Source organism: Pseudomonas sp. GW821-FHT09A09 (genome assembly GCF_059418405.1).
This window is the reverse complement of record NZ_JBWKPU010000034.1, coordinates 38,798-55,019: the sequence shown is the minus strand read 5'-3', so window position 1 is coordinate 55,019 and position 16,222 is coordinate 38,798. Positions and strand designations below refer to the sequence as shown.

Genomic DNA, 16,222 nt, shown 5'->3' with positions numbered 1-16,222 from the left:
GAACGGCGAAGCCATGCCCGAAGAACAATAAAAACACCCCCAACCCCCCACTGCCAGGAGCTAAAAAAATGAAAAAATCCCTGACTCAATTCATCACCGGCGTAGGCGTCGTGAGCAGCGGGATGATCCCGTTCGCCGCCCATGCGGACTTCGTCAAGGACAGCAGCGGTACGCTGGAATTGAAGAACTATTACTTCAACCGTGACTACCGGGAAGCCGCTTCCCAGTCGATGCGTGCGGAGTGGGCCCAAGGCTTTCTGCTCGGCATCAAGTCCGGATTTACCGACGGCACCGTGGGTTTCGGCCTGGATGCAATCGGCATGCTGGGCCTGAAGCTCGATTCCAGCCCGGGGCTGTCCGGCACCGGCCTGTTGCAGCGTGACAGCGACAAGCGCGCCTCCGACAGCTATTCCAAGCTGGGCGTAACCGCCAAGGCGCGCTTCGCCAAGAGCGAGCTGCGTGTGGGCTACCTGGTGCCGGACCTTCCGACCCTGCAACCCAACACCAGCCGGTTGTTCCCGCAGTCGTTCAGCGGCACCCAACTGGTGTCCAATGACATCAGCAACCTCAAGCTCAGCCTTGGCCAGCTGGACCAGGCCAAGGACCGCGACTCCACCAACTACGAAGACATGAAGCTGACCACTGTCAGCAAAGTCTACAAAAGCACGGCCCTGAGCGATCAGTTCCGCTTCGCCGGTGGCGATTATTCGCTGACCCCCAACACCTTGCTCAGCTACCACTATGCGGCGCTGGACAGCATCTACCACCAGCAATACGGCGGCTTCAAAAACAACTTCGGCCTGGGCCCCGGCACCCTGAAAACCGACGTGCGCTACTTCAAGGCGGACAAGGACGGCGCGGGCCTGGCGGGTAATGTCGACAACCGCGCACTGAGTACGCGCCTGACCTACCAGTACGGCGGCCACAGCATCGGCGGCGGTTTCCAGCGCCAGTACGGCACCACGCCGTTTACCTACCTGGACGGCTCGATCACGTACCTGTTTACCGAATACCAGTTCACCAACTTCACCCAGACCAAGGAACAGGCCTGGCACGCGCGCTACGACTACAACTTTGCCGACCTGGGCCTGCCAGGCCTGGTGATGGGCATCAAGTACGCCAAGGGTGATTCGGCCGAGGTGGTCGGTTTCAACGGCGAAGGCCGTGAATGGGAACGTGACCTGGACATCAGCTACGTGGTGCAGAACGGTCCATTCAAAGGCGTGTCGATGCGCTGGCGCAACGCCCTGGCCAAGGGCAATTTCTACAACGACGTCAACGAGAACCGCGTGCTGCTGGGCTACACCCTGGCGCTCTGGTAGTTGACCCCTGTGGGAGCGGGCTTGCCCGCGATGGCGACATCACGGCCAACAGCAATGTTGCCTGGCGTACCGCTATCGCAGGCAAGCCAGCTCCCACACTGATCGGATTTGCAGATCAAGATAGCCCGGGCCGCCCTTACAGGTGATCACACCGGCTCGTTAATATTTCTTCAGCGTCCATCACTCGAATATCGAGATTTCCGGTTTATGAAACTTAATCAACACCCCTTGCTGCAAGCGACACCGGGCACCCACAGGTACGTGGAAAGTGAGCATTACGGCGCGGCGGGTGCAGGTCGAAAAATCTATATCCAGGCGGCGCTGCATGCCGATGAAACCCCGGCGATGCTGGTGGCCGCGCAGTTGCGTCGGCACCTGGTGGCGCTGGAAAGTGCCGGGCGCTTGAATGCGCACGTTGTGCTGGTGGCAGTGGCCAACCCGGCGGGCCTGGGCCAGTACATCATGGGCGCCCCGAGCGGGCGTTTTGAACTGGGCAGCGGGCGTAATTACAACCGGGGTTTCCCGGTGCCGTACCAGGCGATTGTCGGCAAGGTCGAACACCAGTTGGGCCAGGATATCCACGCCAACCGCGAGCTGATCCGCAGCGCCTGGGGCGAATGCCTACGCGCCGCTCAACCGGTGGACGAATACCAGTCGCTGCAACAGACGCTGATGCTGCTGGCCCATGACGCCGACATCGTGCTGGACCTGCATTGCTCCCGCGAAGCGGCGATGCACCTCTACACCGGTGAGTCGGTGTGGCCGACCATCGAACCCCTGGCCCGTTACATCGGCGCCGAAGCTACATTGCTGGCCACCGACTCCCAGGCCAATTCCTTCGATGAAGCGTTGTACCTGTTGTGGGTGAACCTGCGCGAACAACTGGGCGAGCGTTTCCCGATCCCCGACAGCAGCATTGCGGTGACGGTGGAGCATCGCGGGCAGCGCGATGTGTCCTATGAGCTGGCGGAGCATGACGCCGCCGCCATTATTGATTACCTGACCCACCTCGGCGCCATCGAAGGCACGCCGCGCCCCTTGCCGGCCCTGCGCAACCCGGCCACGCCACTGGCGGGCAGCGAGCAGTTCTACGCGCCGAGCGCGGGCGTGCTGGTACACCGCGCCGCGGTCGGCAGCCGCATCGAGGCGGGGCAGGCGTTGTTCGACATCGTCGACCCCCACAGCGGCAAGACCGTGACGGTCAACAGCCAGACCACCGGTGTGCTGTACATGCGCCGTGATGTGCGCTTCGTGAAACCGGGTGACCCGCTGGGCCGGGTCTCCGGCGCCACGCCGATTCGCAGCGGCAAGCTGCTCAGCGCGTGACCTTGCGGCCATGAAATGCAATTCACTGTGGGAGCTGGCTTGCCTGCGATAGCGGTCTGTCTGATGTACCGCTATCGCAGGCAAGCCAGCTCCCACAGTTGATCTTCATTGTTTGATAAACCTTCTTCTGGCAGGACACCCCCCATGCACTCCAACCCGGCAATCACTCTCGAAAACCGTTTCTGCGCCCATAACTATTCGCCACTGCCGGTGGTCATCGTCAAGGGCGAGGGCGTGTGGGCCATTGGCGATGACGGCAAGCGCTACCTGGACATGATGTCGGCCTATTCGGCTGTCAGCCATGGCCATGTGCACCCGCGTATCCGCGCCGCCGCGGTGGCGCAGATCGACAAGATCAGCGTGGTGTCCCGGGCGTTCTACAGTGAGCCGCTGGGCAATTTCCTCCAGGCCCTGTGCCGCATTACCGGGTTTGATTCGGTGCTGCCGATGAACAGCGGCGCCGAAGCGGTGGAAACCGCAATCAAGGCGGCGCGCCGCTGGGGCTACCGGGTCAAGGGCATTGCCGCGAACCAGGCCAAAATCGTGGTGGCCGACAACAACTTCCATGGCCGCACGTCCACGATTGTCGGCTTCTCTTCCGAGCCGGATTACAAGGCCGATTTCGGCCCGTTCTGCAATGGCTTCACCGAAGCGCGCTTTGGCGATATCGAGAGCTTTCGCCAAGCAATCACTGCCGACACCTGCGCAGTGCTGATCGAGCCGATCCAGGGCGAGGCCGGCATCCGGGTGCCACCCGCCGGCTTCCTGCGTGCGCTGCGACAGTTGTGCGACGAGACCAACACCTTGCTGATCCTTGATGAAATCCAGTCGGGCCTGGGCCGTACCGGCAAGTGGTTTGCCTTCCAGCACGAGGGCATTCGCCCGGATGCGCTGATCCTGGGCAAGGCCCTGGGCGGCGGGATCATGCCGGTGTCGGCGTTTGTGGCGGACCACTCGGTGATGGACCTGTTTGATGCCGGCAGCCACGGCTCCACGTTTGGCGGCAACCCGCTGGCCGCCGCCGTTGGCCTGGAAGCCTTGAGCGTGCTGGAAGAGGAAGGTTTGATCGATAACAGCGCGACGCTGGGCCAGTACCTGGTGGAGCGCCTGAAGGCGATGAACGCCCCGTCGATCCGCGAGATTCGCGGGCGCGGTTTGTGGGTGGGCGTGGAGCTGGACCGCGATGCGCGGCCAATCTGCGAAGCGTTGCTCGCCGAAGGCCTGCTGACCAAGGAAACCCACGAAAACGTGCTGCGTATTGCGCCGCCTCTGTCCATTACCCGTGAGGAACTGGACTGGGGCCTGGCCCGTATCGAGCGGGTGTTTGCAGCGCTATGAGCGACTTTCTCAACCACCTGACCGTCGACCAGCAGCGCTACGCCTACATCGACCTGCATCAACTGTTGACCCCGGCGCAGTTGCACCGGCTGCCGTACTCCCTGCGCATCTTGCTGGAGAACATCGCCCGGTGTGCGCCAGCATCCCTGCCGCAGGTGCTGGCGCGGGCGACGGGGGTGGGACCGGACTGCGAGGTGCCGTTCCAGCCCAATCGCCTGATGTTCCATGACACCACGTGTCTGCCGGCTCTGGCGGATTTTGCCGGGATGCGCGACGTGGTGGCGGAACTGGGCGGCGACCCCAGGGCAGTGAACCCGGCGATTCCGGCGGTGCTGACCATCGACCATTCGGTGATCGTCGAGCACTACGCCGAAGCCGGTGCGGTGCACGCCAACCTGGACATCGACTTTCGCCGCAACAGCGAGCGCTACCGGTTTATCAAGTGGGCCCAGGCCAGCCTGGACAACTTCAAGGTGATCCCGCCGGGCACCGGGATCATCCACCAGATGAACATGGAGTCCATCGCCCAGGTGGTGTGGGAAAGCCCAGCCGCCGACGGCGGTGTGCTGCTGCACCCCGACTGCATGGTCGCCACCGACAGCCATACGCCGATGATCAACGCCATCGGCGTGCTGGGCTGGGGCGTGGGGGGCCTGGAAGGGCAGGCGGCCATGCTCGGTGAGCCGGTGCCGATCCCGTTTCCCCAGGTGGTGGGGATTCGCGTCAGCAATGCCCTGCGCCCCGGTGTGACCGCCACCGACCTGGCGCTGACTGTCACCGAGCTGCTGCGCCAGCGCAGCATGGTGGGCAAGTTTGTCGAGTTCAGCGGGCCGGGCCTGTCGAACCTGACGTGGGCGGCGCGCGGTACGGTGGCGAACATGGCGCCGGAGTATGGCGCTACCGTGGTGTTTTTCCCGTTCGATGACGAGACGCTGGCCTACCTGGAATTGAGCGCCCGACCGGCGCCGCTGCTGGCCAAGGTCTCGGCCTATATGGCGGCGCAATCCTTGTGGCGGCAGGCGGGTGAACCGGAGCCGCAGTTCGATGAGTTGATCGAACTGGACCTGGCGCAGGTCGAGCCCAGCGTCGCCGGGCCTAATCAACCGCATCAGCGCCAGTCACTGGCGGACGCCGGCGCGTCCTTCCACCGGCATGTGCAGGGCGAGCCAGGGCAGCAGTTTTTCGAGCCGTCGTTTGAGGCGCCGCTGACCCATGGCGCGGTGGTGATGTCGGCTATTACCAGTTGCACCAACACCGCCAACCCGGCGCAGATGATCCAGGCCGGGCTGTTGGCGCGCAACGCCCGTGAGCGTGGCGTGGGGCGCAGGCCATGGGTCAAGACATCGCTGTCGCCGGGGTCGCAGGTGGTGGCGGACTACCTCGACGAGGCCGGGTTGCTGGAGGACTTCTCCGCCCTGGGGTTTGACCTGGCGGGGTTTGGCTGCATGACCTGCATCGGCAACTCCGGCAGCCTGGAGGCGCATGTCGAGGCGTTTGCCGGGCAGGGGCTCAAGGGCGTGGTGGTGCTGTCGGGCAATCGCAATTTCGAAGGCCGGGTCAACCCCCGGGTGCCCGCCGGTTACCTGGCCTCGCCGGCACTGTGCGTGGCGTATGCGATTGCGGGCAGCATCGACATCGACCTGTCCTCCCAGCCATTGGCGCTGGATGCCCGGGGCCTGCCGGTGTACCTGCACGACCTGATGCCCAGCGATGCCGACGTGGCCGCGCTAGTGGCGCGGGTAGTGCGCCCGCAGGTGTTCCGGCAGCGCCAGGACCTGCTCTGGCGCGGCACCCACCATTGGCAGGCGCTGGAGGCCGATGGCAGCGTGCAATTTGCCTGGAACCCCGATTCCACCTACCTGCGCCGCCCGCAGTACCTGGCGGGTGTGCAACCCCGACCGGTCAACCGCCTGGCGCTGAGCAATGCGCGGGCGCTGGTGGTGCTTGGCGATAACGTGACCACCGACCATATCTCGCCGGCCGGCACCATCCCGGCCCACAGCCTGGCCGGTGCCTGGTTGCGCGAGCGTGGTGAGGCCGAGGCGGACTTCAACCAGTATTCGACCCGGCGCAGCAACCACGAAGTGATGGTGCGCGGCGCCTTCACCAACCCGGGCCTGAACAACCTGCTGGACCGCACCCAAGCACCGCGCCAGGGCGTGTGGGCCTGGAATGCCGATCACAGTGAATACTTGCCGTTGTACCTGGCAGCGCACAGCTACGCGGGCACGCCGACGGTGTTGTTTGCCGGGATCAACTACGGCGCCGGTTCCAGCCGCGATTGGGCGGCCAAGGTATTGAGCTTGCTGGGGATCAAGGCCGTGGTGGCCCGCAGCATCGAGCGTATTCATCGCAGCAACCTGATTGGCATGGGCGTGTTGCCGCTGGTGTTTACCGAGGGCGCTTCGGTGCAGGACTTGCAGCTCGACGGCAGTGAGCGGTTGACGTTCCTCGGGCTGGAGACCCTCCAGGTGGGCGAGAACCCGATCACCCTGCTGATCGATCGCGCCGACGGCAGTGTGTCCCGCTGTGCATTGGCCTTGCGGCTCGACTCGTTGCAGGAGCTTGGGTACCTTGAGCACGGCGGCGTGTTGCCGTTTGTGATTCGCAAGACCGTGCAACGGACCCGAAAAGGAGCGCTCGATGGTTGACCCCTGTGTCATGCAACAACTGGCCCCTCAGGGCGTGCTGCGCGCCGCGATCAATTTTGGCAACCCGGTGCTGGCACAACGCGGCGCCAACGGCGAGCCCCAAGGGGTTTCGGTGGCGCTGGCTAGGGCGTTGGCCGACACGCTGGGTGTCGACCTGGCGTTGATTGAGTTCGAGGCGGCGGGCAAGGTATTTGCCGCGCTGGCGCAGGACGTGTGGCGCGTGGCGTTCCTGGCCATCGAGCCGGTGCGTGAGCGGGAAATTGCCTTCAGTGCGCCTTACGTGGCGATCAAGGGCACCTACCTGGTGCCGGCTGATTCACCCTTTACGCAGGTTGCACAACTGGATGCCCCGGGCCGACGCATCGCCGTGGGGCAGGGCGCGGCCTATGACCTGTACCTGAGCCGCACGCTGCAGCATGCGGAACTGGTGCGTGCGCCCACTTCGGCAGCGGCTGTGGACTGGTTTGTCGAACAGGGCCTGGACGCGGCGGCGGGGGTGCGCGATTTTCTGCAAACCCGCGTGGGTGAACCAGGGCGTCTGATGGAAGATGACTTCATGACCATCCGCCAGGCCATGGCCGTACCGGTGGCGCATGCAGCCGCTGCCGCGTTCGTCAAATCCTTTGTCGAACGGCAGTTAGCAAATGGCAGTGTGAAGCGGGGGTTGCTGGCCAGCGGGCAGAGCGCTGAGTTACAGGCGACGTAGGAAGCATTTGATGGTGTGGCATAGAGCCTCGGGGTTGTGGATACTGCCCGACTGATGAATTCGCACGAGGACAACGGATGAACACCGTACGTTGGGGCATGATCGGCTGTGGCAGTGTCACTGAATTGAAGAGCGGGCCGGCTTTCTACAAAGCGCCAGGTTCCGCGCTGGTGGCCGTGATGGGGCGCCGCGAAGAGGCCGTGCGCGATTATGCGATGCGCCATGGCATTGCCCGCTTCTACACCGACGCCCAAGCCTTGATCGATGACCCCGAAGTGGACGCGGTGTACATCGCCACGCCGCCCGACAGCCACCTTGAATACGCCCTGATGGTGGCGGCAGCCGGCAAGCATTGCTGTGTCGAAAAGCCCATGTCGTTGAATGCCGAGCAGAGCGCGCTGATGCAGCGCACCTTCGAGAAGGCCGGGCTGCATCTGTTTGTGTCGTATTACCGCCGCTCGCTGCCACGCTTCCAGCACGTGCGCGACTGGTTGCGCGAGGGGCGCATCGGCGAGTTGCGCCACGTGACCTGGACCCTGTGCAAGCCCGCCGCCGTCGAGGATGCCAGCGCCGCCAACTGGCGCACCGATCCGGCCATCGCCGGTGGCGGATACTTTGCCGACCTCGCCAGCCATGGCTTTGACCTGTTCCAGTACCTGGCCGGGGATATCGTCGAAGTGTCCGGTTTTACGTCGCGCCAGGAGGGCCGCTATGCCGCCGAGGACGCCGTCACCGCCAGTTGGCGCTTTGCCAGCGGCGCACTCGGCATGGGCTGCTGGAACTTTGTGGCGGACCGGCGCGAAGACCTCGTGGAGCTGATCGGCAGCCGCGGGCGCATTCAGTTTTCGGTGTTCGACGACCAGCCGTTGCGGCTTGAGGGCGAGTCCAACGAAGTGCTGGAGGTGCCGTGCCACACGCATATCCAATGGCATCACGTGCTGGGTATGAATGCGCACATTCGTGGCGAGGCCGAACACCCGTCGCTGGCGATCGAAGCGTTGAAAACCGACAAGATTCTGGACCGGGTGCTACTCCGTAACCCCCATCAACCCGAATAGTCGGGCTAGGGTGGAAGGGTGAATGACTTTCTCAAGGAATAGACCGATGAAGTACTGGATGTTGATGTGGCTGGCGATTGCCACGAGTGTGATGGCAGCGCCACGGGAACAGGGGACGCCTGGGGCGTTTGATTTTTATGTGTTGTCGTTGTCATGGTCGCCGACGTTTTGCCTGTCGCACCCGGACAATGAACAGTGTTCCGGCAAAGGCTACGGTTTTGTGTTGCACGGCTTGTGGCCGCAATACGCACGGGGAGGGTGGCCGGCTTCGTGTGCGCCGCAATCGCAATTGAGCCGCGAGGAGATCGACAAGGGCGCAACGCTGTTCCCGACCCGTTCGCTGCTCAGGCACGAATGGGCCAAGCATGGCACCTGCAGCGGACTGGAGCCGCTGGCGTACCTGGAAAAAACCGATGCAGCGCTGGGCGCGGTTGTCATTCCGCAGCAGCTGCAGCCGTTCAACACGCCGCCTTCATTGCAGGCCAGCGAGATCGAAGCGTTGTTTCGGCAAAGCAACCCGCGCATGGGCAACCGTGGGCTGGCAGTGATCTGCAAAGGCAAGGTGCTGTCGGAAGTGCGTGTGTGCCTGACCAAAGACCTGGCCTTCGCCGGCTGCCCGCGTAGCGTGAAAAGCCAATGCCGTGACGGCGATATCCGCATCCCTTCGCAGCGCTAGGGCAGCATGGCCACGCGGTAGCGCTCGTCAAAATCTTCGGCCAACTGCGCCAGGGTGACATCGCCCAGGCGCTTGAGCAGCAAGGCCTGGGCCTGTTCGAACGCGTCCGTCAGTGCCGCGTTCACCGCTTGCTCCACCAGACATTGCGGGTGGTCAGTGGACAGGCCGATGGCAAAGATCGACGGCGTGCCCAGCGCGTTGTGGATGTCCAGCAGGGTGATTTCACTCAAGGGTTTGCCCAGGGTCCAGCCGCCCTGGTGGCCTTTTTCCGAGCGCACATAGCCTTTTTCCTTGAGCAACCCCAGCGTGCGCCGCACCACCACCGGGTTGGTGCCCAGCATTTGTGCAATGGTGTCCGACGTAGCGCGCTCTTCGTGGCGGCCCATGTGGATCAGCACGTGGAGCATGCGGGACAGCCGGGTGTCGTTTCTCATCAAAAAACCTCAGGTCGATTCGACGCAAAGTATCGTTCGTAACCTAAAAAGTTGCGAGACTCTTGACGGCGTATTTTTACGTAACTTATGGTGTGTCGTGAAAGTGCCCGGACAACCAGGGCGCATGCACAGCGAGAGCACAGCCATGATGTTCGACGTCATTATCGTAGGCGGCAGCTATGCCGGCTTGTCCGCAGGGTTGCAACTGGCACGGGCGCGACGCCAGGTGTTGGTGATTGATGCCGGGCTTCGGCGCAACCGGTTTGCGGCCACCTCCCACGGTTTTCTGGGCCAGGATGGCCAGCCACCCGCCGTCATCGCGGCCGAAGGGCGCAGCCAATTGATGGAATACCCGACGGTGACGTGGGTACAGGACACGGCGCTTGAAGCGCTGCGTCAGCCTGAGGGTTTCAGCCTGCGCACTCAATGCAACGGCACGTTCAGCGCCAAGCGCCTGATCCTGGCCAGCGGTGTGGTCGATGACTTGCCGTCGATCGAAGGCTTGCAGGAACGCTGGGGCACGCGGGTGTTCCATTGCCCGTACTGTCACGGTTATGAGCTGGACCAGGGCCAAATCGGCGTCTTGGCCACTTCACCCCTGGCGATGCACCACGCGTTGATGTTGCCGGATTGGGGCAGCACCACCTTGTTCACCAACGGCGTGTTCACGCCGGATGCCGAGCAGCAGGCGCAACTGACACTGCGTGGCGTCAGCGTGGAAAGTGCGGGGGTAAAACGCATCAGCGGCGAGCGTGCTGATCTGGAACTGGTCGATGGGCGGGTGTTCAAGCTCGATGGCATTTTTACGATGTCGCGTACCCGCATCAGTCCGCTGGCGGAGCAATTGGGGTGCGAGTTGGTTGATGGCCCCACGGGCCCGTATCTGTTCACCAACGAAACACGCCAGACCTCGGTGGACGGCGTGTTTGCCTGTGGCGATGTGGCGCTCGCCGGAGGCTCTGTGGCCTTGGCAGTGGGTGAGGGCGTGCGCGCCGGGGTGGGCGCGCATTTTTCGCTGATCAGCGGCTGAGGTAGATTGGGCGTTCGGTGGACAGCGACGCCTTCACTGCGTGGCCCATGTCACTGATCACCACTTCTTCGCGGCCCTCGCTGAGCCCTTGCAGGGTCAGTGCAACCACTTCCTGCGGCGTGCTCTTCGGCGCTTCGATGCCGGCGGTCATGTCGGTGTCGATGTAGGCGGGGTGCACGCCGATCACCAGGGTTTGTTGCTCGCGCAATTCACCACGCAGGCCGTTGGTGAGGCCCCATTGGGCGGATTTTGAAGCGCTGTAGGCTCCGGCGCCCGGGCTGCTCAGCCAACTCAATACCGAGATGATGTTGATCAGCGCACCGCCGCCGTGTTTGGCCAGGACCGGCGCAAAGGCACGAGTCACGCGCAGGGTGCCGAGGGTGTTCACATCAAAGTGATGCTGCAGGTTTTTGACACTGTCGGCATCCAGCAGGGCGCCGCGTTTGAGGGCACCGGCATTGTTGATCAGCACACTGACATCGCTGCATTGCTCGGCGGCGCGCTGCACGCTGGCTTCGTCGGTGATGTCGAGGGCGATGGGCGTGCTGCCGGGAATATTCACGCTGGCCGCATCCCGTGCACCGGCATACACCTTGGCGGCACCCGCTTGCAGCAAGGCCGTCACGAACGCTTTGCCCAGGCCGCGATTGGCACCGGTGACCAATACCACTTTTCCACGAATATCCATGATGAGCTCCGTACGCTGATTTAGGTTTAATGATGAAACTGTTTTTATCCTGAGCGCATCGGTCCTATAATGCAACCTAATATTTCTAACAGCCTGGAGGCCTCACGATGAAACGCAAATGCCTGGAAGGTGACGGTTGCCCGGTCGCCCGCGCATTGGATGTGGTGGGGGATTGGTGGACGCTGCTGATCATCCGCGATGCGTTTGCTGGCGTGACGCGCTTCGGTGATTTCCAGAAACGCCTGGGCGTGGCGAAAAACATCCTCGCCACGCGCCTCAAGGGCATGGTCGAACAAGGCCTGCTGCAAACCAGCGAAGTGGGCGCACGCAGTGAATACCAACTGACCGACAAAGGCCGCGCGCTGATGCCGGTGCTGGTCACGCTGGCGCAATGGGGCGAAACCCACACCCAACCGGAGACGGTAGGGCGGCGAGTACTGGACGCGCGTTCACTCAAGCCATTGCGCAAGGTGGAGGTGATGTCCGAGGACGGTCGCGTGCTGGGCCTCGAAGACATTGTCACCCAGGCCCCAGTGGCTTGATCAGGCGCACGCGCTAGACTCTACACACCGCCTCTTCGCACAAAGGACATCGCTTGAGCGCCGACTTCGAGAGCAAGACCACGTTCCAGGGACTGACCTTCAAGCTGTACCGTGGTGAGGGGGCGGCGCTGTTGGCTTTCGATTTGGCGCCGGACCTGGCGACGCCGGATTTTGTCGGGTTCAGCATCGAAGTGCGCTACCCCGGCGCCGATCACTGGGGCGTGCTGCACAACCGCCTGCACTTCGACTACCCGCCCACCCCGGAACAGCCGCGCAGCTTTCCTTCAACCGAGGCGCCGTTCCAGAAATTTCGCTGGATCCACGTGCCCAGCGAGATCCTGCCCGGCGTGTTCCGCTACCGCGTCACAGCGTGCTACATGGGCGCAGACGGCACGTTGTCCAAGGGCGTCAGCCTGGAAAACCAGGTGTCCCTGGAAGCGCAAACCATCAGCGACTTCGTGAACATCGGCTTCACGCGCGGCTTTGCCTCATCCCAGGCCTACGGCGATCGTTTCAACAATGAAACCCGCATCCTGCCGCCCCCAGGCTCTGCGCCACGGGCCTACCTGGACCTGGACATGGCGCCCTTCGAACGCAACTACGCCTGGCTGGGTTTCGAAGCGCGACAGCTGATCCTCAACGTGCTGGATCAAGTGGCCAATGACCCCGAGCTGACCCTCGACGCGCTGATCTACGAGAGCAAGGAACCCGACATCCTGCGTCGCCTCGAAGGCCTCGGCCCACGGCTGCGGGCGATCATCGACGACCATGGTGACCAGGGCGCCGCCGACAGTTGCGAAAGCCTCAGCGCTGCACGCCTGACGGCGGCGGGGGCGCAGATCCAGCGCCTGCATTTCTCCAGCCAGCAACACAACAAAGTGCTGATCGTGCGGCGCGCGGGAGAGGCGATCCGGGTGTTGGGCGGCTCGACCAATTTCGCCCTGCGCGGTTTGTATATTCAGGCCAATAACGTGCTGCTGTTTGACGACGCCACGGTGGCCGGCAAGTTTGCCGAAGTGTTCGATGCCTATTGGTCGGCGCCCACCACCTTTCGCAAGCACCCGCTCTCGCAACAATGGTGGGTGGTGCGCGATCAGCCGGGTTCCAAAGTCTCATTGTGCTTCGCGCCCCACGCCGACAGCGCGCTGTCCCTGGACCCCATCGCCACCAGCATCGAGCAGGCCACCAGTTCGGTGTTGTACTCCATCGTGTTTCTGAGCCTGATCAACGGCAAGGTACGTGACGCCCTGGACACGCTGATGCAGCGCTCGTTGTTCTCCTACGGCGTGGCCCAGCGCACCGGCAAGCTGGCGGTGCGCAAGCCGGATGGCTCGGTGGGCTTGCTGCCGTTCGGCTACCTGGCCAGCAACGTGCCGGCGCCGTTCAAGGCTGAATGGTCGGGCAATGCGGGGAACATGGTGCACAACAAGTTTGTGGTCACCGACTTCAATGGGGCGAACCCCACGGTGTACACCGGCTCGTCCAACCTGGCGGGCGGCGGTGAGAAGAACAACGGCGACCATCTGATCCGCATCGAAGATCGCAAGATCGCCGTGGTGTATGCGATCGAGGCGCTGCGCCTGTTCGATCACTTCCACTTCCGGGTCAATGCGAGCAAGCCAGGCGCGCTGCAAACGCTGCGCCTGGCCAAGCCGCCCGCAGCAGGGCAGAAGACCTGGTTCGACGCGTACTACAGCCCCGGCCACGTCAAGGCGCGGGACCGCGAGCTGTTTGTGAAATAAGCGCGCTCAGCCGTCCACCAGTTGCTGGAACAGCGGCGTCAACAGATCGATCAACACCTGCGGGTCGGCCTTGGCCAGCGCCGACAGTTCGAGCATCTGGCGCATTACCTGAAAGCCCGAGACCAGCGCCATCACCAATGCCGCACGCTCTTCGTGGTGCGCGCCCTTGAGCGCGGCAGCCATGGTTGCCTGATGGCCTTTTTCCACTTGTTCGCGACCGATCACGGCGGCGCGTTTGCTCGACGCCGAATGCAGCATGATCAGGAAGCCTTCCAGCGGTGTGCTGCCGGCCTCGGTGATGCTGACCAGTGCCGTGGCGATCGTGCGGCCGAGGTTCTGCGCGCTGAGGTTGTTTTCGGTGAGGATGATCGGGCTGGCCATGGTCTCGGCGATCACCTCGGCAAACAGCTGCTCCTTGGAGCCGAAGTAACGGTTGACCAGCATCGCCGTCACGCCCGCACCGGCCGCGATTTCACGCACGCCGGCGCCGTCGTAGCCTGACTGGGCAAAGGCCTTGCGCGCTGATAACAGGATGGCGTCGCGGGTGGTGGCGGCATTGCGCCGTCGTGGAGTGGGGTTGGGCATTGGCGTCCTGACGTGGCTGGGGGCTGTGGGCGCGCAGGTCGTGCGCGCCCACAGGGTACAGGGTCTATTTGCTGTCGAGGAAGCCCAGCACCGCGGCATTGAACAACGCCGGGTCCTGCAGGAAGGCAAAGTGGCTGGTGTTGGGCAGAATCAGCAGGCCGGCACCGGGGATGGACGCGGCCATGTACTCGGTGTGTTCGCGCTTGATCGCCTCGTCATGGTCGCCATCGGCAATCAGGATCGGCGTCTTGATGCTTGCCAGTTGTGCGTCGGTCCAGTTCGGTTGGCTGGCCCACATGTGGCTGATCTGCTCGACGAACGCATCGTACTCTTTCGGCGTTGGCGACAGCTTGGCGTACTCCTTGCCGGCGCGTTCGATAAAGGCGGCAAAGGTCGGGTTTTTCTCGACGGCGTCTTTTACACCAGCGGTCTGGGTGTTGGCGGCAAAGGCAAAGACCTTGCTGATGCGGTCCGGATGACGCAGGGCCAGGTCGATGCCGATGATTGCGCCGTCGCTCCAGCCGACGATATCAGCCCGCGGGATCTTCAGGTTGTCCAGCACGGCCACCACATCGTCGGCCATCAGGTCGTAGCCGTACGGCTGTTCATTGCGTGAGCTGCGCCCGTGGCCACGGCTGTCGATGCTGATCACTTCGTGCTTGGCCGACAGGGCCTTGACCTGGTTGCCCCAGTAATCCGAGTTGGACAAGCCGCCGTGCAGCAGCACCACCGGCGAACCGTGGCCGGTGCGGGTGTAGTAGACCTTGATGCCGTTGACCGCGGCATAGCCGGTTTTTGCGCCGGCCACGGGGGCGGGTGTCGGCGGCAGGGTTTCCCAGCGTTCAGCGGCCTGGGCCGCGGAAAAAGACAGCAACAGGCAGGCAGCTGCCAGTAGACGGCGTGACATGGCGGTTCCTTTTTGCAGTGAGTAGGCGCTGAACTCTAGCACCGCCACTGGTCGGCAAAAACGCATTTTTGCCTATCGAAAATCGTCAGCTGAAAGAAAAAAATTCAGCTATATCAATGGAATAAAAGCGTCTAAAGCGCCTTGTGGTCGATCAGGCCAGTGGCACAATCGATCAATGTGTCCTCCGCCGGGCGCGCTTGCCAGCCCAACAGCAGGCGGGCTTTTTCCGCGCTGTGGCGGTGGGCGCGGCCAAGGTTGGGGGTGAGACCGCGCAGCAGGGGATCGAAGCGCGCCAACAGGCGCAGCAGCCAGTCGGGGATAGTGCGCGTGGGCACCTTACGTGCGGCGTCACCCAGGCGGTCGCGCAGCACCTGGGAAATCTCGGCCATCCACATGAACCTGCCGACGCCGAGGAACCGTTGGCCTGCAGCGGCGGGGGCGGTCATGGCGCGGATATGCAGGTCGGCCAGGTCACGCACATCCACCACTTCGAAGCCCAGGCGCGGGTTGCCCTTGGCGCGGCCTTGCAACAGACGCGCGATGACTTGCACCGAGCCCAGGGTATCGCGCCTCATGATCGGCCCGAAGACCGCACCGGGCAACACGGTGGTCAAGGTCGTCGGCCCCTCGTGCTTGGCCATGAAGTCCCAGGCCGCCCGCTCGGCCTGGCGCTTGGCGTGGCGGTAGGGGGTGACGTTGGTTTCAGTGGGGTCGAACCACACCGTCTCGTCGCTCAGGCTGTCGGGGCTTTGCAGCGGCGGGGTGGCGACGGTGGCGGCGCTGGTCATCACCACCCGGCGCACGCCAGCACCGGTGGCGGCACGCAGGATGCGCAAGGTGCCGTCCCGTGCGGGGGCGACCATGTCGTCCAGGTGTTGCGGCGCGTCCAGGCCCAGGGGCGAGGCCACGTGCAGCACATAGTCACAGCCGATCATCGCGGCGTCCCAGCCTTCGTCGCGGGTCAGGTCGACGGTGAAGAACGTCAGCCGGTGATGATCGATACCCAAGCCACTCAACGCGGCGCGCACCCCAGCCTCCTTGTCAGGGCTGCGCAAACTGGCGCGCACCTGATAACCCTGTTGCAACAGGCCTGCCAGGCACCAGCCGGCGATGTAGCCCGTGCCACCGGTGACCAGAACTGTCTCAGCCATAACCTTTCTCCCGCCTGTGTGAACGAAGTGAGGCTGACTCTAGGGCTGAAATCAGTATAAGTCTAC

General features: G+C 63.4%; 15 protein-coding genes. 10 read left to right on the top strand and 5 right to left on the bottom strand.

Features of this window, described 5'->3' with window-relative positions; translation table 11 throughout:
• The first annotated feature begins 68 nt into the window (after positions 1–68).
• The 7 genes from AC07OV_RS24460 to AC07OV_RS24430 all read left to right on the top strand — a co-directional run bounded on the left by AC07OV_RS24460 (position 69) and on the right by AC07OV_RS24430 (position 9,077).
• Positions 69–1,322 carry an OprD family porin gene (locus AC07OV_RS24460; protein ID WP_494997990.1) on the top strand — a complete coding sequence of 418 codons (1,254 nt, stop codon included), beginning with the start codon at positions 69–71 and terminating at the stop codon, positions 1,320–1,322.
• Positions 1,323–1,529: 207 nt separating this feature from the next.
• The gene (locus tag AC07OV_RS24455) at positions 1,530–2,648 is read left to right on the top strand and encodes a succinylglutamate desuccinylase/aspartoacylase family protein (RefSeq protein WP_494997991.1); all 1,119 of its coding nucleotides are present in this window, start codon (positions 1,530–1,532) and stop codon (positions 2,646–2,648) included.
• Between the two features lie 144 nt (positions 2,649–2,792).
• Positions 2,793–3,986 (top strand): ornithine--oxo-acid transaminase, encoded by a 1,194-nt coding sequence (gene rocD / locus AC07OV_RS24450; RefSeq protein ID WP_495093150.1) that lies wholly within the window; start codon positions 2,793–2,795, stop codon positions 3,984–3,986.
• A complete protein-coding gene (gene acnA / locus AC07OV_RS24445) occupies positions 3,983–6,637 on the top strand; it encodes an aconitate hydratase AcnA (protein ID WP_495093149.1) in 2,655 nt (884 codons plus the stop codon). Before rocD ends, acnA begins: the two co-directional genes overlap by 4 nt.
• On the top strand, positions 6,630–7,343 hold the full coding sequence (locus tag AC07OV_RS24440; RefSeq protein ID WP_495093148.1) for a transporter substrate-binding domain-containing protein: 714 nt from the start codon (positions 6,630–6,632) through the stop codon (positions 7,341–7,343). Before acnA ends, AC07OV_RS24440 begins: the two co-directional genes overlap by 8 nt.
• A 77-nt stretch (positions 7,344–7,420) precedes the next feature.
• On the top strand, positions 7,421–8,401 hold the full coding sequence (locus AC07OV_RS24435) for a Gfo/Idh/MocA family protein (protein WP_495093147.1): 981 nt from the start codon (positions 7,421–7,423) through the stop codon (positions 8,399–8,401).
• A gap of 46 nt (positions 8,402–8,447) precedes the next feature.
• Positions 8,448–9,077, top strand: a complete 630-nt coding sequence (locus AC07OV_RS24430) for a ribonuclease T2 family protein (protein ID WP_495093146.1) — start codon at positions 8,448–8,450, stop codon at positions 9,075–9,077.
• On the opposite strand, the gene AC07OV_RS24425 is transcribed toward AC07OV_RS24430, so the two are convergent.
• Positions 9,074–9,511 carry an Rrf2 family transcriptional regulator gene (locus AC07OV_RS24425; RefSeq protein WP_176997820.1) on the bottom strand — a complete coding sequence of 146 codons (438 nt, stop codon included), beginning with the start codon at positions 9,509–9,511 and terminating at the stop codon, positions 9,074–9,076. The genes AC07OV_RS24430 and AC07OV_RS24425 overlap by 4 nt on opposite strands.
• Before the next feature lie 145 nt (positions 9,512–9,656).
• Here AC07OV_RS24425 and AC07OV_RS24420 point away from each other — a divergent pair, with 145 nt between their 5' ends.
• Entirely contained in the window at positions 9,657–10,541 is an 885-nt protein-coding gene (locus tag AC07OV_RS24420) for an NAD(P)/FAD-dependent oxidoreductase (protein ID WP_495093145.1), read from the top strand.
• Here AC07OV_RS24420 and AC07OV_RS24415 read toward each other — a convergent pair.
• On the bottom strand, positions 10,531–11,229 hold the full coding sequence (locus AC07OV_RS24415) for an SDR family oxidoreductase (protein ID WP_495093144.1): 699 nt from the start codon (positions 11,227–11,229) through the stop codon (positions 10,531–10,533). The genes AC07OV_RS24420 and AC07OV_RS24415 overlap by 11 nt on opposite strands.
• 107 nt (positions 11,230–11,336) lie before the next feature.
• Here AC07OV_RS24415 and AC07OV_RS24410 point away from each other — a divergent pair, with 107 nt between their 5' ends.
• Together AC07OV_RS24410 and AC07OV_RS24405 are read left to right on the top strand one after the other, a co-directional pair.
• The gene (locus AC07OV_RS24410; RefSeq protein WP_494997998.1) at positions 11,337–11,771 is read left to right on the top strand and encodes a winged helix-turn-helix transcriptional regulator; all 435 of its coding nucleotides are present in this window, start codon (positions 11,337–11,339) and stop codon (positions 11,769–11,771) included.
• A 53-nt stretch (positions 11,772–11,824) separates the two neighbouring features.
• Positions 11,825–13,513, top strand: coding sequence for a phospholipase D-like domain-containing protein (locus AC07OV_RS24405; RefSeq protein ID WP_495093143.1), 1,689 nt, complete (start codon positions 11,825–11,827; stop codon positions 13,511–13,513).
• A 6-nt stretch (positions 13,514–13,519) separates the two neighbouring features.
• On the opposite strand, the gene AC07OV_RS24400 is transcribed toward AC07OV_RS24405, so the two are convergent.
• The 3 genes from AC07OV_RS24400 to AC07OV_RS24390 all read right to left on the bottom strand — a co-directional run bounded on the left by AC07OV_RS24400 (position 13,520) and on the right by AC07OV_RS24390 (position 16,156).
• On the bottom strand, positions 13,520–14,098 hold the full coding sequence (locus AC07OV_RS24400; protein WP_495093142.1) for a TetR/AcrR family transcriptional regulator: 579 nt from the start codon (positions 14,096–14,098) through the stop codon (positions 13,520–13,522).
• A 64-nt stretch (positions 14,099–14,162) separates the two neighbouring features.
• Positions 14,163–15,005 (bottom strand): alpha/beta fold hydrolase, encoded by an 843-nt coding sequence (locus tag AC07OV_RS24395; protein ID WP_495093141.1) that lies wholly within the window; start codon positions 15,003–15,005, stop codon positions 14,163–14,165.
• 131 nt (positions 15,006–15,136) lie between these two features.
• Complete coding sequence (locus tag AC07OV_RS24390; protein ID WP_495093140.1) at positions 15,137–16,156, bottom strand: NAD-dependent epimerase/dehydratase family protein; 1,020 nt, start codon at positions 16,154–16,156, stop codon at positions 15,137–15,139.
• Positions 16,157–16,222: the final 66 nt, after the last annotated feature.